The 20,367-nt window shown below is 58.8% G+C and carries 16 protein-coding genes; 10 read left to right on the top strand and 6 right to left on the bottom strand.

The window, feature by feature from the left end:
• Nucleotides 1-105 precede the first annotated feature (105 nt).
• Entirely contained in the window at nucleotides 106-330 is a 225-nt protein-coding gene (locus ACYQ11_RS07325) for a hypothetical protein (protein WP_459923113.1), read from the bottom strand.
• A 332-nt stretch (nucleotides 331-662) separates the two neighbouring features.
• On the opposite strand from ACYQ11_RS07325, the gene gltB reads away from it, so the two are divergent.
• The 7 genes from gltB to ACYQ11_RS07290 all read left to right on the top strand — a co-directional run bounded on the left by gltB (nucleotide 663) and on the right by ACYQ11_RS07290 (nucleotide 12,127).
• Complete coding sequence (gene gltB, locus ACYQ11_RS07320; RefSeq protein WP_459923112.1) at nucleotides 663-5,204, top strand: glutamate synthase large subunit; 4,542 nt, start codon at nucleotides 663-665, stop codon at nucleotides 5,202-5,204.
• Nucleotides 5,197-6,630, top strand: a complete 1,434-nt coding sequence (locus tag ACYQ11_RS07315; protein WP_459923111.1) for a glutamate synthase subunit beta — start codon at nucleotides 5,197-5,199, stop codon at nucleotides 6,628-6,630. The genes gltB and ACYQ11_RS07315 overlap by 8 nt, the downstream gene beginning before the upstream one ends.
• 35 nt (nucleotides 6,631-6,665) lie before the next feature.
• Nucleotides 6,666-7,106: a cupin domain-containing protein gene (locus ACYQ11_RS07310; RefSeq protein WP_459923110.1), complete on the top strand. Its 441-nt coding sequence runs from the start codon at nucleotides 6,666-6,668 to the stop codon at nucleotides 7,104-7,106.
• Between the two features lie 23 nt (nucleotides 7,107-7,129).
• Nucleotides 7,130-8,281 (top strand): alpha/beta hydrolase, encoded by a 1,152-nt coding sequence (locus tag ACYQ11_RS07305; RefSeq protein WP_459923109.1) that lies wholly within the window; start codon nucleotides 7,130-7,132, stop codon nucleotides 8,279-8,281.
• A 39-nt stretch (nucleotides 8,282-8,320) separates the two neighbouring features.
• Nucleotides 8,321-9,007: a sulfotransferase family 2 domain-containing protein gene (locus ACYQ11_RS07300; protein WP_459923108.1), complete on the top strand. Its 687-nt coding sequence runs from the start codon at nucleotides 8,321-8,323 to the stop codon at nucleotides 9,005-9,007.
• Nucleotides 9,008-9,190: 183 nt separating this feature from the next.
• Complete coding sequence (locus ACYQ11_RS07295; RefSeq protein WP_459923107.1) at nucleotides 9,191-10,318, top strand: sensor histidine kinase; 1,128 nt, start codon at nucleotides 9,191-9,193, stop codon at nucleotides 10,316-10,318.
• A 15-nt stretch (nucleotides 10,319-10,333) separates the two neighbouring features.
• Nucleotides 10,334-12,127: a SulP family inorganic anion transporter gene (locus ACYQ11_RS07290; RefSeq protein ID WP_459923106.1), complete on the top strand. Its 1,794-nt coding sequence runs from the start codon at nucleotides 10,334-10,336 to the stop codon at nucleotides 12,125-12,127.
• Nucleotides 12,128-12,520: 393 nt separating this feature from the next.
• Here ACYQ11_RS07290 and ACYQ11_RS07285 read toward each other — a convergent pair whose 3' ends face one another.
• Nucleotides 12,521-13,684 carry a 3-hydroxyacyl-CoA dehydrogenase gene (locus tag ACYQ11_RS07285; protein ID WP_459923105.1) on the bottom strand — a complete coding sequence of 388 codons (1,164 nt, stop codon included), beginning with the start codon at nucleotides 13,682-13,684 and terminating at the stop codon, nucleotides 12,521-12,523.
• A gap of 295 nt (nucleotides 13,685-13,979) precedes the next feature.
• On the opposite strand from ACYQ11_RS07285, the gene ACYQ11_RS07280 reads away from it, so the two are divergent.
• Nucleotides 13,980-14,813, top strand: a complete 834-nt coding sequence (locus tag ACYQ11_RS07280) for a deoxyribonuclease IV (protein WP_459923104.1) — start codon at nucleotides 13,980-13,982, stop codon at nucleotides 14,811-14,813.
• Between the two features lie 5 nt (nucleotides 14,814-14,818).
• On the opposite strand, the gene ACYQ11_RS07275 is transcribed toward ACYQ11_RS07280, so the two are convergent.
• Nucleotides 14,819-15,706: a pseudouridine synthase gene (locus ACYQ11_RS07275; RefSeq protein ID WP_459923103.1), complete on the bottom strand. Its 888-nt coding sequence runs from the start codon at nucleotides 15,704-15,706 to the stop codon at nucleotides 14,819-14,821.
• Nucleotides 15,707-15,729: 23 nt separating this feature from the next.
• The gene (lptG, locus tag ACYQ11_RS07270; protein WP_459923102.1) at nucleotides 15,730-16,803 is read right to left on the bottom strand and encodes an LPS export ABC transporter permease LptG; all 1,074 of its coding nucleotides are present in this window, start codon (nucleotides 16,801-16,803) and stop codon (nucleotides 15,730-15,732) included.
• Nucleotides 16,804-17,328: 525 nt separating this feature from the next.
• Between lptG and ACYQ11_RS07265 the strand changes: the two genes are divergently transcribed.
• Both ACYQ11_RS07265 and ACYQ11_RS07260 read left to right on the top strand, forming a co-directional pair.
• The gene (locus ACYQ11_RS07265; RefSeq protein WP_459923101.1) at nucleotides 17,329-18,141 is read left to right on the top strand and encodes a metallophosphoesterase; all 813 of its coding nucleotides are present in this window, start codon (nucleotides 17,329-17,331) and stop codon (nucleotides 18,139-18,141) included.
• 14 nt (nucleotides 18,142-18,155) lie between these two features.
• Nucleotides 18,156-18,701: a hypothetical protein gene (locus tag ACYQ11_RS07260; protein WP_459923100.1), complete on the top strand. Its 546-nt coding sequence runs from the start codon at nucleotides 18,156-18,158 to the stop codon at nucleotides 18,699-18,701.
• An 87-nt stretch (nucleotides 18,702-18,788) separates the two neighbouring features.
• Here the strand turns inward: ACYQ11_RS07260 and ACYQ11_RS07255 are convergent, their stop codons facing one another.
• Together ACYQ11_RS07255 and ACYQ11_RS07250 are read right to left on the bottom strand one after the other, a co-directional pair.
• Nucleotides 18,789-19,586, bottom strand: a complete 798-nt coding sequence (locus tag ACYQ11_RS07255; protein ID WP_459923099.1) for a sulfite exporter TauE/SafE family protein — start codon at nucleotides 19,584-19,586, stop codon at nucleotides 18,789-18,791.
• A 9-nt stretch (nucleotides 19,587-19,595) separates the two neighbouring features.
• On the bottom strand, nucleotides 19,596-20,291 hold the full coding sequence (locus tag ACYQ11_RS07250) for a FadR/GntR family transcriptional regulator (RefSeq protein WP_459923098.1): 696 nt from the start codon (nucleotides 20,289-20,291) through the stop codon (nucleotides 19,596-19,598).
• Between the last annotated feature and the right edge of the window lie 76 nt (nucleotides 20,292-20,367).

The raw sequence follows: 20,367 nt of genomic DNA, 5'->3' as shown, positions 1-20,367 counted from the left end.
CTCCTGATTGTAATTGCTGATGTCGTGCTTAAAAAGGCAACAGTCATCCATCCGGAGCGGGGCACGTCCTCTCCGCAGGTCCTGCCCGATGGGATCACGCAGCGGTCAGAGCCATCCCGGTCCCAGGCGTTCCCGGCACATCTGTTCGTATTTTTCATGGTCGAACCGGTCGGATTGTCGGCGGTTCTTCTGTCGTCGGTCAATGCATTTCCCCAGGCCAAGGTACTTGGTGTCGAATGAGCGTCGCCGGCAGGTAAAGGCTCGGCGTTCGGCGTCGTCGGAGAGAAGCGTCCGGGGGTCGATGTCTTTGGCTTTCAAGAAACGGAACATACGGACCTCCTTTATGCAAATAATTGATTTGTCGGCTTAATTATAGTCGTTTGACGTGGGAAAGGCAAGCCCTTAAACCCGGAGGGATGCCTTCGGTTCGATCAAAAGCGGAACGGGAGCGGGGAAAAAATGAAAAAAATAACTTTTTTTCATTTTTTATCCATAGTAAGTTATCGGGTTCCAGAACGTTTTGATTGAAATCGTTCACGTTTTCGGCCGGTGGGGGTGTCTGGGAGACCTGCCGGCTCAGGGACGAAACGTGATAACGGCAATGATAATAAAAAAAGACCAAGGGCCGGTTTTTTCGAGGCCCTGACACAAGGAACACGCATATGACACGTTCATCCATGCCTTGCCCCCAGGGTCTGTATCATCCGGCCCATGAGCATGACAGCTGCGGGGTGGGTTTTACGGCGAACATCGACGGGACCCGAACCCACCGTGTGATTCAAAACGGCATTGAAATTCTGAGGAATCTGATGCATCGCGGCGCCATCGGAGGGGACCAGTCCACCGGTGACGGTGCGGGGATTCTGTTCCAGATTCCCGATGAATTTTTTCAGAATGTCTGTCCGGCCGAAAATATCAGTCTGCCGGAGGCCGGGGCTTATGCGGCGGCCATGGTCTTCATGCCCCGAAATGATGACCTCCGCAGGCGCTGCATGGCCATCGTGGAAAAAACCATCGCCGACGAAAAGCTGGGCTTTCTGGGCTGGCGGGACGTTCCCGTGAACCTTGCGGCCATCTCCGGTCAGGCCCTGGAAAAACGCCCCGAGATCATGCAGTTTTTCGTGCACGGCAAAGGCCTTGAAGGCGACGACTTCGAACGGAAGCTCTACATCAGCAGGCGGATGATGGAAAAAGAAGCGGACCGGCTGACCATCGAGGACGGCTGCTTCTATATCTCGAGCCTGTCCTGCCGCACCATCGTGTACAAGGGCCTGTTCACAGCACCCCAGCTGCCCGACTACTACCCGGATCTGGCCGATCCGTCCATGACCAGCGCCGTGGCTCTGGTCCATCAGCGCTACAGCACCAACACCTTTCCCTCCTGGGAGCTGGCCCAGCCCTTCCGCTACCTGGCCCACAACGGTGAAATCAACACCCTCAAGGGCAACCTGAACCATGTGAAGTCCCGGGAGGCGGCCCTCAAGTCCGACCTGTTCGGCGACGAGATGCCCAAGGTGCTGCCGGTGATACGGGAACCGGGCAGCGACAGTTCCAGCCTGGACAACACCCTGGAACTTCTGGTCAACGGAGGGCGGGCCATCGATCACGCCATGCTGATGCTCGTTCCTGAAGCCTGGGGCGTGAAATATCCCATGGGGCCGGACCTTCGCGGTTTTTTCGAATACCACTCCGGAATCATGGAACCCTGGGACGGCCCCGCCGCGGTGGCGTTTTCGAACGGCCGCCTCACCGGAGCCATGCTGGACCGGAACGGCCTGCGCCCGGCCCGCTACACCATCACCAAAGACGGCATGATCGTGTTCGGCTCCGAAACCGGTGTCCTTGAAATCGATCCGGCTAATGTCCGTGAAAAAGGCGCCCTTCGGCCCGGTGAAATCCTTTTGGTGGATTTCGACAAAAAACGCGTGATGAAAAACGGCGAGGTCAAGGCCGCCTGTGCACGCAAACAGCCCTACCGCCGCTGGGTGGAAGAAAATAGGATCACCCTTCGGGGATTCTACGGCGACGTGGCCTCGGTGACGCCCGAGGTGGAAACCTTGATGAAGCGCCAGAAGCTTTTCGGCTACACCCGGGAGGATCTGGACATGATCCTCGGTCCCATGGCCGCCGACGGCCAGGAACCGGTAGGCTCCATGGGCAACGATTCACCCCATGCGGTGCTTTCGGAAACCAATCAGCTTCTTTACAACTACTTCCGCCAGCTGTTCGCCCAGGTGACCAATCCGCCCATCGATCCGGTGCGTGAGGAACTGGTCATGTCTTTGATGACCTTCATCGGCAATCCCGGCAACATTTTGTCGGAGGTGCCCCAGAACAGCCGTCTGATCAAGCTCCGTCATCCCATTTTGTCCAACGACGATCTGACCATGCTCAAGGGGCTGAAACTCCAGGATTTCCGAAGCGCCGTCATTCCCATGGCCTTTCCCGCAGGCGGCGGGGGACGGGAGCTGGAGGATGCTATCCGGCAGATGTGTGAAAAATGCGAAATCGCCATCGGCAACGGGAACCGGGTGCTGATCCTGAGCGATCGCACGCTGGGTGAAAACATGGCGCCCATTCCGGCCCTTCTGGCGGCCTCGGCCGTCAACAAATACCTGGTTCGTGTCGGCAAGAGAACCGGCGCGGGCATCGTGGTCGAAACCGGCGAGGCCCGTGAGGTGATGCATATCGCCCTGCTTCTGGGCTACGGCGCCACGGCGGTCAACCCCTACCTGGCCTTTGAGACCGTGGCCGACCTGGCCATGAAAGACCGGCTGCCCAAGAGCACCGACGGTGCCAAGGCCATCGAGAATTACATCAAGTCCCTGTGCAAAGGCCTGCTCAAGGTCATGAGCAAGATGGGCATTTCGACCCTGCGCAGTTACCGGAGCGCCCAGGTGTTCCAGGCCGTGGGATTGTCCCGGGCCGTGGTCGACACGTATTTTACCGGAACGTCCTCTGTCATCGAAGGCATCGGCCTCGATGAGATCGCGAAGGAAGCATGCGACCGCTATGCGGAAGCCTGCGTTAAACCGGTTATGCCCCGGGCCATCCTGCCTCCGGGCGGGTATTACCGTTTGCGGGTGGACGGCGAGCGCCATCTGTGGACCTCCCGGTCCATCAGCACCCTTCAGCATGCGGTCAGGACCAACGACTACGCTCTTTACCGTCAGTATGCCGCCATGATCAACGATCAGAGCGAAAAACTGAGCACCCTGCGCGGCATGTTCGCGTTCAACTACGGGAAACCCATTCCCATCGACGATGTGGAGCCCGCCTCTGAAATCGTCAAACGGTTTGTCACCGGGGCCATGAGTTTCGGTTCGATCAGCAAGGAGGCCCACGAGGCCATCGCCATCGCCATGAACCGCATCGGCGGGAAAAGCAACAGCGGCGAAGGCGGAGAAGATCCGGCCCGCTTTATTCCCATGGCCAACGGAGACAGCAAGTCCAGCGCCATCAAGCAGATCGCCAGCGGCCGTTTTGGTGTGACCACCGAGTATCTGGTCAATGCGAAAGAACTTCAGATCAAGATCGCCCAGGGGGCCAAGCCCGGCGAGGGAGGCCAGCTGCCCGGTCACAAGGTCAACGATGAAATCGCCCGGGTCCGTCATTCGACCCCGGGAGTCACCCTGATTTCACCGCCGCCCCACCATGATATCTATTCCATCGAGGATCTGGCCCAGTTGATCTTCGACCTGAAGAACGTCAACCCCTCGGCCGTCGTGTCGGTGAAACTGGTGGCCGAAGCCGGGGTGGGTACCGTGGCCGCCGGTGTGGCCAAGGCCCATGCGGATTCGGTGCTGATCAGCGGCAGCGACGGCGGCACCGGCGCCTCACCGATCTCCTCGATCAAGCATGCGGGCGGCCCCTGGGAAACCGGTCTGGCCGAAACCCAGCAGACCCTGATCTTAAACGGCCTTCGGGACCGGATCCGCATCCAGGTGGACGGGCAGATCAAGACGGGTAGGGACGTGATCGTCGGCGCCCTGCTCGGGGCCGAGGAATTCGGGTTCGCCACCTCCATCCTGGTGACCCTGGGCTGCGTGATGATGCGCAAATGCCACAAAAACACCTGCCCGGTGGGCATTGCCACCCAGGATCCGCGCCTTCGCTGTCTGTTCAAGGGCAAGCCCGAATACGTGGTGAATTTCCTGCACATGATCGCCGAGGAAGCCCGGGAGATTATGGCCAAACTTGGTTTTTCGAAGATGGACGACATCATCGGAAGGTCCGACCTTCTGGTCACGGATACCGCCGTTCATTTCTGGAAAGCCAAAGGCCTCGACCTGTCCCGGATTTTCTACAACCCCTGGGTTCAGGATTCCTCCGCTCCCCGGCGGGCCGTCCAGGCCCAGCCCTCGGATATCGATGACGTGCTGGACCGCAGGCTGATCGAGCTTTGTGCTCCGGCCCTTACGTCGGGCAAGGCGGTCACCCTGGACATTCCGGTCAAGAACAGCTACCGCACCGTAGGTACCATGCTTTCCGGTGAGATCGCACGGCGTTACGGCAACAAGGGCCTGCCCGAGGATACCGTCCGCATCACGTTCACCGGCTATGCGGGCCAGAGCTTCGGCGCCTTTGCCGCCCACGGCCTTACCATGATTCTCTGCGGCGAGGCCAACGATTATCTGGGCAAGGGGCTGTCCGGCGGAAAAATCATCGTCAAACCCCAGGACGCCTGCACCTTCGATCCGTCGGCCAATACCATCGCCGGCAACGTGCTGCTCTACGGCGCCACCGCAGGCGAAGTCTACATCAACGGCAAGGCCGGTGAACGCTTCGCCATACGAAACAGCGGGGCCCTTGCCGTGGTCGAAGGCGTGGGGGACCACGGCTGCGAATACATGACCGGCGGCCGGGTGGTGGTTTTAGGTGAAACGGGCATCAACTTCGGGGCCGGCATGAGCGGCGGCATCGCCTATGTGTACGACCCGGACCGGAAGTTCGATATCCGCTGCAACCTGGAGATGGTGGACCTCGAAACCATCGACGACCCGGCCGAGGCCGAGGCCGTCAGGGCCATGATCGCCAGACATTATGAATACACCGGAAGCGGAAAAGCCGGGGACATCCTTGACCACTGGGACGAGTGTCTGCCCTGTTTTGTCAAGGTCTTTCCCATGGAATACCGGAAGGTTCTCGGCAAGATGATCCGCGAAGATATAGAGACCGAACGACAGGAGGTCCAGCATGGGTAAGGCAACGGGTTTTCTTGAATTTGAACGCAAAGAGCCGGGCTACCGGGACAAGGACGAACGCCTCAAGGATTACCGGGCCGTGGAGAACATGCCCGACGAGGACGATATCTACGATCAGGCGGCCCGGTGCATGGACTGCGGCATTCCCTTCTGCCACGATTACGGATGCCCGCTTTTGAACGTCATTCCCGAGTTCAACGACCGGGTCTATCACGGCGACTGGGCCTGTGCCCTGGACATCCTTTTGTCCACCAGCAGTTTCCCCGAGTTCACGGGGCGGATCTGTCCGGCGCCGTGTGAAGAGGCCTGCGTGGACAATCTCAACGGGGATCCGGTGACCATTCGGCAGATCGAGCTGGCCATCATCGAAAAAGCCTTTGAAAAGGGCCTGATGAAGCCCCAGCCTCCGGCTTTCTACCATGATAAAAAGGTGGCCGTCATCGGGGCCGGACCGGCCGGTCTGGCCGCGGCGATGATGATCAACCGGGCGGGCTACCGCGTCACGGTCTACGACGAGGCCGACAAACCCGGCGGGCTTCTGCGTTACGGGATTCCGGATTTCAAACTGGAAAAAAACGTGGTCGAGCGCCGTATCCGGCTGATGGAAGAAGAGGGCATCGTCTTCGAACAGAACGTGCAGGTGGGCACCGATATCTCCATCCGGTACCTGACCAAGCACTTCGATGCCGTCTGTCTGACTTGCGGCGCCCGGAAACCCCGGGATTTGGATGTTCCGGGACGCAATCTCACCGGCATCTTTTTTGCCATGGATTTTCTGACCCAGCAGAACAAGCGGATCAGCGGCGAGCCCATCACGCCGTCCACGGAGATCAACGCGGCGGGCAAGACCGTGGTGGTCATCGGCGGGGGCGATACCGGCTCCGATTGCATCGGCACCTCGCTCCGGCAGGGCGCCACAAAGGTGATCCAGCTTGAAATCATGCCCAAGCCGCCTGAAACACCATCGGAAGCCACGCCCTGGCCCCTGTGGCCCAACAAACTCCGGGAATCCCATGCCCACAAGGAAGGGGGCACCCGGCGTTGGTCCGTCAATACCACGGCCTGTATCGGTGAAAACGGGGTGTTGAAAAAGATCCGCTGCGAAGAGGTCGCCTGGTCCAACACGGACGGCCGCATGACCTTCGCCCCTGTTCCCGGTTCGGAATTCGAGATCGAAACCGACATGGTGCTCCTGGCCATGGGCTTCACCGGCCCCGGCAACGAGGCGCTGATCGAGGGCTTCGGCCTCGACACCGACGCCCGGGGCAACGTGAAGGTCGACGGACGGATGATGACCAGCGTTCCCGGCATCTTCGCCGGCGGCGACATGTCCCACGGCCAGTCTCTGGTCGTCACCGCCATCCACTCGGGCAAACAGACCGCCCGGGGGATCATCGAGCGGCTTTCCGGTGACACGGAGAAATAATCCGGTCATGGGTTAACCGAAAAAGGATGGTCGTTATGAAACAAGCCATAATCGTGCTCGGGTTGATTCTGATGCTGTGGACCCAGGCCTTCGCCCTGCAGGCAGGTGGGGTGACCAGCGAGGTGCTGGCGAAAACGGGGCAGAGCTGGGACGGGCAGGCGTTGCCGCCTTACCCTTCCGGGACGCCGGAGATCACGATGCTCCGGATCACGATCCCGCCGGGGACGACGCTGCCGTTGCACCATCACCCCGTGATCAATGCCGGTGTGCTGTTAAGCGGTGAGTTGACCGTGATCACCGACAACAATCAGACCCTTCACCTGAGATCCGGTGAGGCCATTGTCGAGGTGGTCAATACTCCGCATTACGGGAGAAACGACGGGGACCGGCCGGCGGTGATCGTTGTGTTCTACGCCGGAACGCAGGGAAAACCCCTGACGGTTCCGGACGAAGTTTCCGCCCCCGCAGCGCCATGATCCGGGGATGTCTTCTTCTGGTCATGATGATGATCGCTAATCCGGCCACGGCCCGGGGGCCGTATGATGTCAGCGGGGTGAACGGCGGGTTTTCGGTGCCGTTCGACCGGCCCTATGCCGAATACATCGCCGACTGCCGGGCCATGATCGAGGCGGGCCGGGTGGATCTGGGCGGCGCAGAGCGCGACCGGATCATCGACGCCAACACCCCCTTTGAGATCGGCCCAGAAACGGGACGGCCCCGGGCCGGAATCCTCCTGATTCACGGCCTGGCCGATTCCCCCTACCAGATGAACGCCCTGGCCGCCCATTTCGCGGCCCGGGGCTTTCTGGTCCGAACCCTTCTGCTTCCCGGACACGGCACGGTACCCGGTGATCTGACGGCGGTGTCCTGGACCGACTGGGTCCGGGCGGCTGAGTACGGGGCCCATCGCCTGGCCGGACGGGTTGACCGCCTTTATGTCGGCGGGTTTTCCACCGGCGGCGCCCTTGCCCTGCACCTGGCACTGACCCAGAGCGATATCGCGGGGCTTGTGCTGTTCGCCCCGGCCATCGGCATTCGGACACCCTTCGCCTTTCTGGCCGATACCTTTCTTTGCCCGAAGTGGCTGCTCAAACAGCCCGAAAAGGATTATGCCCGTTACGATTCCCTGCCGTCCCACGCCGTGGGGCAGGTGTATGCCCTCACGCGGCAGGTGGGCCGTCTTCTTTCCGAAACGGAGGCCCTCACCGTTCCGGTGTTCGCAGCCCTCAGCGATCAGGACATCACCGTGGATTCGGACCGGACCATGGATGTGTTTCGGCAAAGATGCTCGTCGGATCTCAGCCAAATGATCGTCTACACCTGTTTCCCGGACCGGTTCCCTCAGGATGTGTCGGGCCGGGTTGCGGTGGTCGACAGCCGGGTTCCCCAATTGCGGATTTTGTCCTTTTCCCACATGTCCCTGATCGTGCCGCCCACGGACCCTCATTACGGAAAAGACGGCGATTATGTGTATTCGCCCCATCCCCTGCTCAGGCAGGACGATACGGATGTGCCGCCCTCTGAGGTGTATTACGGAGAACTCCTGCGGTCATTCAAAAAAAGCCGTCACGTCCGTCGTCTGACCTGGAATCCCTATTTTGCGGAGATGCTGGCCCGGATCGACCACTTTGTGGACCGCACGCTGCCATAAGACCTTGGGGCCGTTGTTCGATAAAAATACGAGGAGAATGTGCTCGTCAGCCATCGAAAACAGTTTATCTACACCAAGACCCGGAAGACCGCCGGGACATCGGTGGAAGTGTATTTCGAGAAATACTGCCTGCCCGAGGGAGCCTGGACCTTTTCCCACGGCCGGGCGGAAACCATCTCTCCGGCGGGTATCATCGGCTACCGGGGCAGTGTGCGCCGTGGTGAAAAGACCTGGTGGAATCACATGCCTGCCAAGGATATTCGCCTTCTGCTCGGTGAGGACGTCTGGCAGCGGTATTTCAAATTCTGTGTGGTCAGAAATCCCTTCGACAAGCTGGTGTCGGCCTTTCATTTTTTTCACCGGATGAGGCCTCCGGAAACGGTCAAAGGCGGCGATAAAACCCATCAGAAAGACGTTCTGATCGATCAGTTCCGGATCTGGCTCCGTGATCTGGATCCGGCCTTTGATCGGGATACCTACCTGATCGACGGCCGCCTGGCCCTGGATCAGGTTATCCGCTATGAACATCTGAAGGACGATATAAGAGCCGTCTGCGAACGTCTCGACCTGCCCTTCGCCCCCCATGACATCCCTGTGCTCAAGGCCGGAATCCGGGACCGCAGCATCCCGGTATGTGACTATTACGACGAAGCCGCCCTGGCGCTGGTTGAAACGCGCTACCGATACGAACTGGCCTGTTTCGGCTATGATCGTCCGATGCCTTAAACCCGCTGACCGTCCCGTTTTTTGAACGGCGCAATATCACGGGTTGATTTTTTTGTCTTTTCTTGCCAAAATCGGGGAAACAATTAAACGATTGTATCCATCCTGCCCTGGTCGCGTTGCGTTCTGCCGGGACATGCTGAAAAACCGGGGCGTCCATTTCCGATCTGACCGATTGAGGACTGCATGAAAACCTATTTCGCGCCCGCCGAACGGGCGGACCGGGAGGCTCTGGACCGGGCCATTGAACAGGTGAGCACGGACCCCGTCATGACCGGCCTGCTGCGCATCATCAGCGGCCTGATCGCCGTTCTTGACGAACATCGCCAGATTGTGGCGGTCAACGATGCGTTTCTCGATTTTCTGGGGATTGCGAATCCCGCCGAAACCCTGGGGCTTCGTCCCGGAGAGGCGGTGGGGTGCGTGTATGCGGACCTGGAGCCGGGAGGCTGCGGCACCTCGCAGTATTGCTCGACCTGCGGGGCGGCCATCGCCATCGTGTCCAGTCTGGGGCTGAACGAGCCGGTGGAGCGCACGTGCGCCCTCAGGATTCGCCAAAACGATGAGCCCATGGATCTGGCTCTTTCGGTCCGATCCCAGCCCGTGGACATCGAGGGACGGCGGTTTCTTCTTCTGTTTCTTCAGGACATTACGCGCAGGCAGCAGCAGGACGCCATTGAGCGGATGTTTTTTCATGACATCAACAATATGCTTAGCGCCCTGTCCGGCGCCAGTGAGATGCTGCTCATGGACTCTCCGTCCAGGCTGGCCCGGATCATCCATCAGGTATCCTTCCGTCTGTTCAAGGAAATGGCCATTCAGCGATGCTTGTCGCGGGTGGGGACGTCGGATTACGAACCTTCCTTTGCCGATTACAGCCTGAATGAGGTGATCGGCGAACTCAGCGACTTTTTCGCCAATCATCCGGCGGCACAGGGGAAGCATTTGGACTGGCCGCAGCATCTGCCGGATGTGCGTATCCGGACGGATGCGGTCCTCTTATCCCGGGTGCTCTCCAATATGGTGATCAATGCCCTGGAAGCCGGCGATCGCGGCGACCGCGTGAAGCTGTGGGCCGAACAGAACGGGTCATCGCTGTCGATGTGTGTGTGGAACAAAAAAGAAATACCCGAGGGGGTGGCCCGGCGGATATTCCAGCGTCATTTCAGTACGAAAAACGATCAGGGCCGGGGCCTCGGAACCTATTCGATGAAACTCTTCGGGGAAAAAATGCTCGGCGGAACCGTGTCGTTCACCACGTCGGCGGAAGAGGGCACGGTGTTCCGGTTTACCCTGGACTGTTATATCCCGTAACGGGCGGATTATGCGATGACATCCTCGCCAAACACCTTGTTTTCCGGTCGCAGGATGCCCCTGGGTGTCCGGCTGTTCCCCTTCCTCGCCTGGGGAAAAACCCTGACGGTTCAATCGATGCGGGCGGATTTTCTGGCCGGTCTCACCGGTGCCTTCATCGTACTGCCCCAGGGCGTGGCCTTCGCCATGGTGGCCGGTCTGCCGTCCGAATACGGCCTCTACACGGCCATGGTTCCGCCCGTCATAGCGGCACTGTTCGGGTCGTCCCGCCATCTGATTTCCGGGCCCACCACCGCCATTTCCATTGTGGTGTTCACCACCTTGAGCCCCCTGGCCGAGCCGGGGACGGCGGCCTATATCAGGCTGGCCCTGACCCTGACCTTCATGGCCGGTGTCTTTCAGCTGGCTTTTGGTCTGGCCCGGCTGGGTACGGTGACGAATTTTGTGTCCCATTCGGTGATTGTGGGATTTACCGCCGGCGCCGCCTGTCTGATCGCCGTGGGACAGCTCAAGTATGCCCTGGGCATTACAATTCCCGGAGGCACGTCGTTTCTGGGAAGCTTGACGATCATTTTAGGGTCCGCCGCCCGCATCAACGGGTATGAACTCACCGTGGCCCTGGTGACCCTTTTCATCGCGTTCGGGCTCAAAGCCTGGCGGCCCCGATGGCCCGGTCTTCTGATCGCCCTTGTTGCGGGAAGCGCTGTGGGCATTCTGATAGACGGACAGGCCCACGGCATGAAGGTGCTGGGGGAGTTGTCCGGAACCCTGCCGCCGTTGTCGTCGCCGGATCTGAGCCTGGAAACCCTTCGGACCCTGGCCCCCGGCGCCCTGGCCATCGCCATGCTGGGGCTTATCGAGGCCCTGTCCATCGCCAGGTCCGTCACGGTGTTGTCCCGGCAGCACATCAACGGCAATCAGGAGTTTGTCGGGCAGGGGCTGTCCAACCTGGTGGGAAGTTTTTTTTCGTCCTACGCAAGCTCGGGCTCGTTCACACGGTCCAGCCTGAATTACGATTCCGGGGCCGTCACCCCGCTTTCGGGCATTTTTTCCGCAGGCTTTCTCGCTCTGATCGTTCTGGCGGTCGCCCCCCTGACGGCCTGGCTGCCCCTGTCGGCCATGGGCGGAGTGATTCTGGCGGTGGCGGTCCGGCTGATCGATGTCAGGCACATCCGGGAGATCGTCACCGTAAGTCGGGCCGAGACCCTGGTTTTGTCGGTCACCTTTTTCGGCACCTTGTTTTTCGAGCTGGAGTTCGCCGTCTACACCGGGGTTCTTTTGTCGCTGGCCATCTATCTGACCCGGACCGCCCATCCCCGCATCTCGGTCATGACACCGGATCCCGAGGACGCCCGGCGGCGGCTTCGGGAGATTGACGGGGACCAGGCGGCCTCATGCCCCCAGATGACAATCCTCCGCATTGACGGCTCCCTTTTTTTCGGGGCGGCCAACCACGTTTCCGCCTTTCTTGAAGATCTGGACGAGGCTGATCCCCGTCATCTGCTGATTGTCGGATACGGCATCAATTTCATCGATATCGCCGGAGCAATGATGCTCAGTCAGGAGGCCCACCGGCGACTGAAAATGAATAAAATCCTTTATCTGTGCCGGATCAATCCCGAGGTTGAAGATTTTCTGACCCATTTCGGATTCAAGGCCCATCTTCCCCGTTCGCGGATCTTTCCCACGGAATTCGAGGCCATCGCCACAATTTTTTCAGGCCTTGACCGGGAGATCTGCCGGACGTGTTCCGTCCGGATCTTTAGCGAATGCGAACGTCTGGAACCGCTCGAAACGATCGAAAAGTAAGGGTCTCGGAGAAAAAAATTGCCCCCCAAACGTGCCCTGTTTTGCGTCAGGTTTGAACGATCTGGAAGCAAAAAACCATGGAGCTGGCCTTTCCATGGTTAAACCACCCGTTCGCGTTGCTCACTGAAGGACACGAAGCCCACGAAGAAGGGCGTACAGAGAGATTTTTCTTCGTGGCCCTTCGTGATCTTCAGAGAGCGCAGCGAACGGGTGGTCAATTAACGCGTGGCTTTCCCACAAGGGAAAGCCCGTTGTCTTAAAGACACATCGACAAGACCAAATCCATATCCATATTGAACCCAATATCATTAAAACAGACACCCCCGCATCGGCATGCCGATGCGGGGGTGTTGTGTTTGACCGGGTGTCTTGCTGTTTGTGATTTCCGGGGTTTTATTTGCCCAGGGTCTTGAACGATCCGTCCACGATTTCCGGTTCGGGCTTGAGGATGGACAGGCCGAACTGGTCGGACAGTTTGTTCAGCGTGTCGGTCAGTTGCTTGGGATCGATGTTGGCCCCCAGTTCGAAGGGTCCGATAAAGGCGTTCATGCCGAATTTCACCGCGTCGTCAATGTCTTTGGTGGACTGGGCGATGCCTTCCTTGAACACTCGGACGGCCTCGTTGATCTGGATGGCGGCGAATTCCATGGGGCCCACACCCTCACTGGGCTTGGAACTGTCCACCACGGCCTTGCCGTCTTTCCATTCGTAGATGCCCTTGCCGGTTTTCATGCCCAGTTCGTTTTTGGCCATTTTGTCGGTCAAAAATTTTCCCGGCTTGAATTCCTTGGACAGGGTTTGCGAATAGTATTCCAGGGTGTGGGAAAACACGTCGATGCCTACGAAGTCCGCCAGCTCGAAGGGGCCCATCTTCTGGCCCACGGCCTTCATGGTGGTGTCCACCTGGTCGGGAACGATTTTGCCGGAATCCAGCATGGCGCTGATGAAGGCCTGGTTGGGGGCGCTGATGCGGTTGACGATGAAACCGGGGCGGTCCTTGAGAACCTTGATGGGTACCTTGTTGTATTTGCGGGACACCTCGCAGAGCAGTTCCACGGTCTCGTCGGAGGTTTTTTCACCGTAGATGATTTCCACCAGCTTCATCCGGTTGACCGGGTTGAAGAAGTGCATGCCCACGAACCGGGCCGGATTGTTGACCACGGTGGCGATTTCGGAAATGCTCATGGTCGAGGTGTTGGTGGCGATGATCACGTCCTCGTCCACCAGGCCTGCCACTTCCTTGAATACGGATTTCTTGAGATCCATGATTTCCGGAACCGCTTCGATGACCAGCTTGGCGCCTTTGAGGGCTTCTTTGATATCGGTGGTGGTGGTCAGCCGGGCCATGGCGGCGTCCATGTCTTCCTGGGTCTTTTTGCCCTTGGCGACCAGAAAGGCCAGGCTTTCCTTGATTTTCGCCACGCCGTTGTCGATGAATTCCTGTTTGATGTCCCGCATGATCACGTTGAAGCCCGCGTCGATGCAGACCTGGGCGATGCCATGGCCCATGGCTCCGGACCCGAGAATGGTGATTGATTTTACGTCGTCTAGTTTCATGTTTTTACCCCATAACGTTAAATAAATGAATAAAAAATTCACCTTCCAATGGAGGCCAAAACTCTTACGCTCATGCCATCGGAATGGTTGGAAGATAATAATGTCAATGGATACCGTATATAGTGTGGCTATATACTTTTTAGATAGTGCTAAACCGAACCCGACCGTTTGTCAAGAGAGAATATGACGGCTGTTAAAAAACATCAGGCCCTGAAGAACCATGCCCAACTCACGGGGAGAATATGATAGGGTGGCCGTGGAATTGTGATGGTCTCGAAAAAAAAGGGGGAAACGCATGCTCATGATCGGCTGTCATTTATCGTCATCCAAGGGGTATCTTGCCATGGGGAAGACGGCCCGGGCCATCGGGGCCAACACCTTTCAGTTTTTTACCCGGAATCCCAGGGGGGCGAAGGCCAAGGCACTTGATCCTTTGGATGCGTTAGCGTTCAGGGCCTTTGCCGAACGGGAGGGCATTGCCGCCATTCTCGCCCATGCGCCCTATACGATGAATGCCTGCGCGGCCGATGACCGAATCAGGGCCTTTGCCCACGAGGTCATGGCCGATGATCTGAAACGGATGGAGTACACGCCGGGAAACGCCTATAATTTCCATCCGGGCAGTCATGTGGGGCAGGGGATGGAAGAGGGGATCCGGAAGATCGCCGACCTGCTCAACACGGTATTAAGCGAAAAGCAGTCAACCCGCGTGCTTTTGGAAACCATGGCGGGCAAGGGCAGCGAGGTGGGCGGGCGTTTCGAAGAGATTCGTGAGATCCTGGACCGGGTGACCCTCACCCCCCTGATGGGCGTCTGCCTGGACACCTGCCATGTGCATGACGCGGGGTATGACATTGTGGGGGATCTGGATGGGGTTCTGGCGGAATTTGACCGGGTCGTCGGGCTTGACCGATTGTGCGCCATCCATCTCAATGACAGCAAACATCCCATGGGCAGCCGCAAGGACCGCCACGAAAAAATCGGCCATGGCAGCCTGGGACTTGACGCCTTTGCCCGGATCATCAACCATCCGGCCCTTAAACACCTTCCCTTCTACCTGGAAACCCCCAACGAGATCGACGGATACGCCGACGAAATCCGGCTGCTTAAAACCCTTTACCGGGAATGACCGTGTCACCAGTCTTCGGACAGGGTGCGCGGACTTTTAAAGACATGATGCCGACCGGAGACCGGGTCGGTGAAGGAAAGGCTTCGGGCCAGAAGCTGGAGGGGCTTGTCGAAATCGGGCGGCGCTTCGGGCAGCAGGTCCGGGTAAGTGCGATCGTTCACGATGCCGAAACCCAGGCTGCTTAAATGAAGCCGAAGCTGGTGCTTTTTCCCGGTGTCGGGGATCAGCGTGAACGAGGCCCTGGTGTCCGCGGTTTTCTCAAGAACGATACGGGTCCGTGCGTTGGGAGGTCCTTCTCCGATGGTCATGCGGAAAAATGGCTCACCCGGAACAAGTCTGTTTTCCACCACCCATTTCCGTTGGGTGGGATGGCGGGTGAGGTGGCTGATCGCCTGGTAGGTTTTCATCACCCGGCCGCCCATGAACAGATCATGGTAGAGGGATCGCGTTTCCGGACAAACGGACACCACCACCAGGCCCGCCGTGTCCCGGTCGAGCCGGTTGACCGGTGTGAGGTGGGGATTGCCGGTTTCGGTTTTCAGCCGGTTGAGCAGGCATTCGTTCACATAGGGCCCCGAAGGGATCACCGGCAGGAAATGGGGCTTGCAGACCACCATCAGATGGTCGTCGGCATGAAGCACGTGAGCCTCGAAGGGAACCCTTGGTTCCGTTTCGACTTCCCGGAAGTAGAACACCTTTTTGCCTGGAACGTAGGGGCTGTCATTGCGGATCGGCCGGTTCGACGCATCGAGGACCATGCTCCGGTCCATGCGTGCCGCCCACATGGCCCGGCTGATACCGGGGAACCGGATCTCGAGAAAATCAAGGATGGTCGGTGGATGCGGGGCCGTTTCCGGGAGCACCACCACCGACGGGTAAGCGGAAGTGATCATGACAGGACCATTATCATTGGGGTTTATTCGGCGTTGATCAGCACGATGCCGCACACGCAGGCAAACAGAAGATTGCCCAGCCAGGCGGCGAACACGGCGGGCAGAAGACCGGCATAGCCCAGAGACATGCAGAAGCTGTTGAAAAACCAGAAAATGAAGGCGATGCCCGTGCCCATGGCGATGTTGGTGGCAATGGCGTCTTTTTTCCGGCGGGCCAGCACGATGCCCGCGCCCATCAGGGTCATGAACAGGCAGGTGAAGGGCACGGCGGTTTTGCCGAACATGTCGACCTTGTAGTACGATGCGTCGTAACCTTCGGATTCCACACGGCTCACATACCGGTAAATGTCCCGGATGCTCATTTCCTCTGAATCCTTGATCACCCGTTTGAGGTCATCGGGACGAATACCGATATCCTCCGTTTTTTTTGCGTAAACAAGGGAATCGTAGCCCCGGGTTTCCGGGTTCAGGCGAAGTTCAAGTGCCTCTTTCAGGACCCAGGAGCCGTCGACAAACCGGGCCGACCGGGCATCGAGCCGTCGAACCAGCTGGAAACCGTCACCCATGTCAAAGAGGGTCAGTCCGGAAAGGGTCTGTTTGGCCGCGTTGTAATAATCGATGTAAAGAATGCGCTGATCTTCCTTGAGCCAGATTTTGTTGTCGCGGGTGGTTTTCACGTTTTTGTTGCGCAGGATCCGTTTGATCTCGTTGGCTTTGCCGATGGTGATCGGAATGAGCGTTTCCGCCGTGAAAAACGACAGGAGGCCCAGTATTACCCCGCAGGCCGCCACGGGTTTGACCAGGGCATAAAGGCTGACGCCGCCGCTCTGGAGCGCCACCAGTTCGTTGTTCCGTTTCATCAGACCGAAGGCCGCGATGGGAGCGAGAATGCAGCCCACCGGAAGGATCAGACCGAACACGAAGGGGGTCTGGAGCAGGACGAATCCGAACCCGTCCATGAGGCTCATGCCCTGGTTGATGAACCGCCCCGTCCTCGACAGGTATTCGATGGTGATAAACAGGGAAAGCACCACCCCGAGAATGAGAAACAGGTAGGTGAAGCAGGCTCTGGCGATGTAGCGGTTGATGATGTTCACGGTGTGCTCGTGTGTCCTTGTGTGTGGTGTAACGGTTTGGCGCGTTATGCCGGAAACCATACCCCATATTCCCGCCGCCATCAACCTTGATGATCTCTTAACGGGCAGATAATGTGAAGCCGGCCAGGGTTGCATGACGGGATGAAATATTTTTAAAAGGAGTTCCAATACCTATAAAATCGCCTGTATGATCGATAAAACACATGGGTCTCTTCCAGCGGGGCGGATTCATGCCGTTCACGTTTACGGTCACGAGCACGCGCACGTTCACGATGCCGGCCGATGACAGGTTTACCGCCGCCGTCAGATGGTTCAACCGGCGTGGGTCGAGCCGGTCCGGCCTGCCGTGCTCGTGCGCGTGAACGTGAACATGCACGTGGACGAATGCGACATGCGGTTGCCTGGTCCCAATACCCCGCCCGCTTGGAGCGGGGCCGTTTATTTTTGCTTGCCCGGAACGCACCGAGACGATAGAAGACAGTCATCATCCATTACGATCGTGTCAAGAACGGCGGAAAACGACCCATGAAAACGATACTGTCTGTGTTGATCGGCGGCTTTGTCCTGATCCTGGCCTGGGGGTTTTGGGAAACCTTTCATCCTGAGGTGACCCGGGTGACCATGCCGTCAAGCGCACTTGAAGGTGTGCTCCGGGGGAAAACCCTGGTTCACCTGAGCGACCTTCACATGGCCCGGTCGGGCTATCGGGAACAAAAGGTTCTGGCCATTGTCAAAGACCTTTCTCCCGACCTGATCGTGCTGACCGGTGACTACATCCCCTGGAAGGGGGATGTGGCCCCGGCCCTTTCCTTTCTGTCCCGTCTTGACGCTCCGCTGGGGGTCTTCGGCGTCATGGGGGATTATGATTACAGCGATTCCCGTGCCGGCTGCCTGTTCTGCCACGCACCGGGAACCGGCGAGCCGACCCGGGCCCATGGGGTGCGGATGCTCAAAAATCAGCGGGCCGATATCTCCGTTGGCGGAAACACACTTGCTTTAGTCGGCCTGGACGGCTCGGACGGTGACGACGACCTCCGAACGTTTATCAGAAAATATCAAGGAGACGGGCCGCTGATCGTTTTGAGTCACGACCCCCTTTTGTTCGACATGCTCGGCGATGAGGGGGCTGTGTTGATGCTGGCCGGCGACACCCACGGCGGCCAGCTCTATCTTCCGGCCCGGGTCTGGCGGTTTCTGGGTTATGAGAAGAACGCCCGGTACAACAAGGGCATGTATCGTCGGGGCGATCATCGCCTGTACGTGAGCCGGGGGCTGGGCACCAGCCATCTGCCTTTTCGGCTGTTCTGTCGACCGGAAATCACGGTATTTATTTTCTGATGCGGGGGAGAAGCATGAACCGATTATCGCTGGCCTGTCTTTTGTTGCTGCTTCCGGCGGTTCCGATCTGCGGAGGATGCCGTGAGCCGTCCGGCCCCCTGATCATCAACGATTTTGAAACCGATGCGGACCTGTCGGCTCTTCACTGGAAATGCCGGACCCTTTTTGCCCTGTCACAGGACCATGCAAGCCATGGCACGTGCGCCCTTAACATCGGTTTTTATCCGTCAGCCTATCCGGGAACATCGATCAAAACCATGCCCCGAAACTGGCGGCGCTTCGACACCCTGGCCCTTGATGTATACAACCCCCCATCCCAGGGCGAGCTCCGCTTTGCGGTGCGCATCGACGACCGGCCCGACGCCCCGGACTACGCGGACCGCTTCAACGGCAGTCAGGTCCTGTCCCCCGGCCTGAACCATCTCCGCTTTGACCTCCACAGCCTGAAAACCCCGTCGGGCCGACCGCTTGACCTTGGGACCATCTATGCCCTGGTGTTTTTCCTGGTCGATCCTCCTGAAAAAAAAGAGCTGTTCCTGGATTATCTGCGGCTGGAGTGATTAAGACGGCTTCGTATAATGTTAGAATCAAGGCTTGCGAAGACCGAGGGATGACGCGCAAGGCAGAGATCGGACGTTTCGAAGCCCTTAAAACAGGGATACCAGCATCCGCGTGGCCAGAAGGTACAAAAGGCAGGCGAATATTTTCTTGAGTTTGTCCACGGGCAGGCGGTGGGCCAGCCATGCGCCGATCGGGGCGGTGAGTACACTGGCCGCCACGATGCCCGCAAGCGCCGTCAGATGAATGAAACCCAGGGTGTTGCCCGGCAGAGCCTCGGCCACGGAAAGGCCGTTTGCGATGTAACCCGCCGTGCCCGCGATGGCGATGGGAAACCCCACCGCTGCGGCCGTGCCGATGGCCTGGTGCATGACGGTGTTGCACCAGACGAGGAAGGGCACGGTCAGGGTGCCGCCGCCGATACCCGCGAGGCTGGAAAAGATGCCGATGGTCCCCCCGGCGGCGAACATGCCGGCGGTTTTCGGGGTGGACCGCGAGGGTTTGGGCTTGATGCCGATCAGCATCTGAGTGGCCACGTAATATAAAAAGGCGCTGAAAAACCCTTTGAGCACGGCGGTGGACAGCTGGGCCGCCAAGACGGTTCCGAAAAGGGATCCGGCGATGATGCCCGGCGTGATTCGGAACACCACGGGCCAGACAACGGCGCCCCGTTTATGATGAGCCCTGACGCTGGACATCGAGGTGAAGATGATGCTGGCAAGGGAGGTTCCCAGGGCCATGTGGACGATGTAGTCCGGGGCGAACCCCTGGGCCGTGAACATGAAGGTCAGGAAGGGAACGATAACAAGCCCCCCGCCGATGCCCAGAAGCCCGGCCAGCACTCCGGCCACGGCCCCTAAAGCCACGTATGATGCAATCCACGTCATGATGTATCCTTATTTCTGCCGCTGTTTTTTTTCTTTGATTCGGTCCATGGTCTTCTGGATCCGGGTCATGTGCCTGTTCATTTTTCGGGCGGCCTTGTCCGGCTCTCCGTCGCGGACCGCCTCGAAGATGGCACGGTGAAGGGCCAGGGACACGTTTTTGCGCTCCTGGCTCTGAAGGTCGTCGGCCCGGCTTTCGAAGAACAGGTCCTGAAGCTTTTCGTAAACATGCAGCAAGACCGTGTTGCCCGTGGCCCGGGCAAGAAGCCGGTGAAACCGCTCGTCCCATTCCCGGGTACTTTCATTCCGCCTGAGGGCCTTTTCCTGCATGGAGAGGGTGTCAGCCAGGGCCGTGATGTCGTCCGGGCCGACACGCTGGGCCGCCAGGGCCGCGATCTGGGGTTCAAGGATACGTCGGAGCTCGAAAATATCGCTGATCCGGTGCTTTTTCTGTTCGAGGGCCTCGTCGATGGACGTTCGGAGAATGTCGCGGGCCGCCTCGGCCACGTAGGTGCCGGAGCCCACAATGCTGTACAGGATCTTTTTTTCAGTGAGGGTCTTGATGGCTTCCCGGACCGTGTTCCGGGACACCTGATAGGTGTCGGCAAGCTTCCTTTCCGGAGGGAGTCTGTCCCCCCCGGAAAGGTCGCCCGATTCAATCATCCCCCCGATGATCTCCACAATCTGTTCGTGCAGCCGTCTGGTCATGATGCTTCCTTAATCGTTTAATTGGCCCAACCAATATCACGGGAGGATTCGGTTTGTCAAATGTTACATCATGGGA

The organism is Desulfatiferula olefinivorans (genome assembly GCF_054657895.1).
Note: the sequence above shows the minus strand (reverse complement) of the source record. Positions and strands in the feature narration are given on the sequence as shown.

What these genes read in the sequence shown, in the direction of transcription:
- ACYQ11_RS07325 (WP_459923113.1), bottom strand. Translation starts at nt 330, where the DNA reads ATGTTCCGTTTCTTGAAAGCCAAAGACATCGACCCCCGGACGCTTCTC.
- gltB (WP_459923112.1), top strand. Translation starts at nt 663, where the DNA reads ATGACACGTTCATCCATGCCTTGCCCCCAGGGTCTGTATCATCCGGCC.
- ACYQ11_RS07315 (WP_459923111.1), top strand. Translation starts at nt 5,197, where the DNA reads ATGGGTAAGGCAACGGGTTTTCTTGAATTTGAACGCAAAGAGCCGGGC.
- ACYQ11_RS07310 (WP_459923110.1), top strand. Translation starts at nt 6,666, where the DNA reads ATGAAACAAGCCATAATCGTGCTCGGGTTGATTCTGATGCTGTGGACC.
- ACYQ11_RS07305 (WP_459923109.1), top strand. Translation starts at nt 7,130, where the DNA reads ATGATGATGATCGCTAATCCGGCCACGGCCCGGGGGCCGTATGATGTC.
- ACYQ11_RS07295 (WP_459923107.1), top strand. Translation starts at nt 9,191, where the DNA reads ATGAAAACCTATTTCGCGCCCGCCGAACGGGCGGACCGGGAGGCTCTG.
- ACYQ11_RS07290 (WP_459923106.1), top strand. Translation starts at nt 10,334, where the DNA reads ATGACATCCTCGCCAAACACCTTGTTTTCCGGTCGCAGGATGCCCCTG.
- ACYQ11_RS07285 (WP_459923105.1), bottom strand. Translation starts at nt 13,684, where the DNA reads ATGAAACTAGACGACGTAAAATCAATCACCATTCTCGGGTCCGGAGCC.
- ACYQ11_RS07280 (WP_459923104.1), top strand. Translation starts at nt 13,980, where the DNA reads ATGCTCATGATCGGCTGTCATTTATCGTCATCCAAGGGGTATCTTGCC.
- ACYQ11_RS07275 (WP_459923103.1), bottom strand. Translation starts at nt 15,706, where the DNA reads ATGATCACTTCCGCTTACCCGTCGGTGGTGGTGCTCCCGGAAACGGCC.
- ACYQ11_RS07265 (WP_459923101.1), top strand. Translation starts at nt 17,329, where the DNA reads ATGAAAACGATACTGTCTGTGTTGATCGGCGGCTTTGTCCTGATCCTG.
- ACYQ11_RS07260 (WP_459923100.1), top strand. Translation starts at nt 18,156, where the DNA reads ATGAACCGATTATCGCTGGCCTGTCTTTTGTTGCTGCTTCCGGCGGTT.
- ACYQ11_RS07255 (WP_459923099.1), bottom strand. Translation starts at nt 19,586, where the DNA reads ATGACGTGGATTGCATCATACGTGGCTTTAGGGGCCGTGGCCGGAGTG.
- ACYQ11_RS07250 (WP_459923098.1), bottom strand. Translation starts at nt 20,291, where the DNA reads ATGACCAGACGGCTGCACGAACAGATTGTGGAGATCATCGGGGGGATG.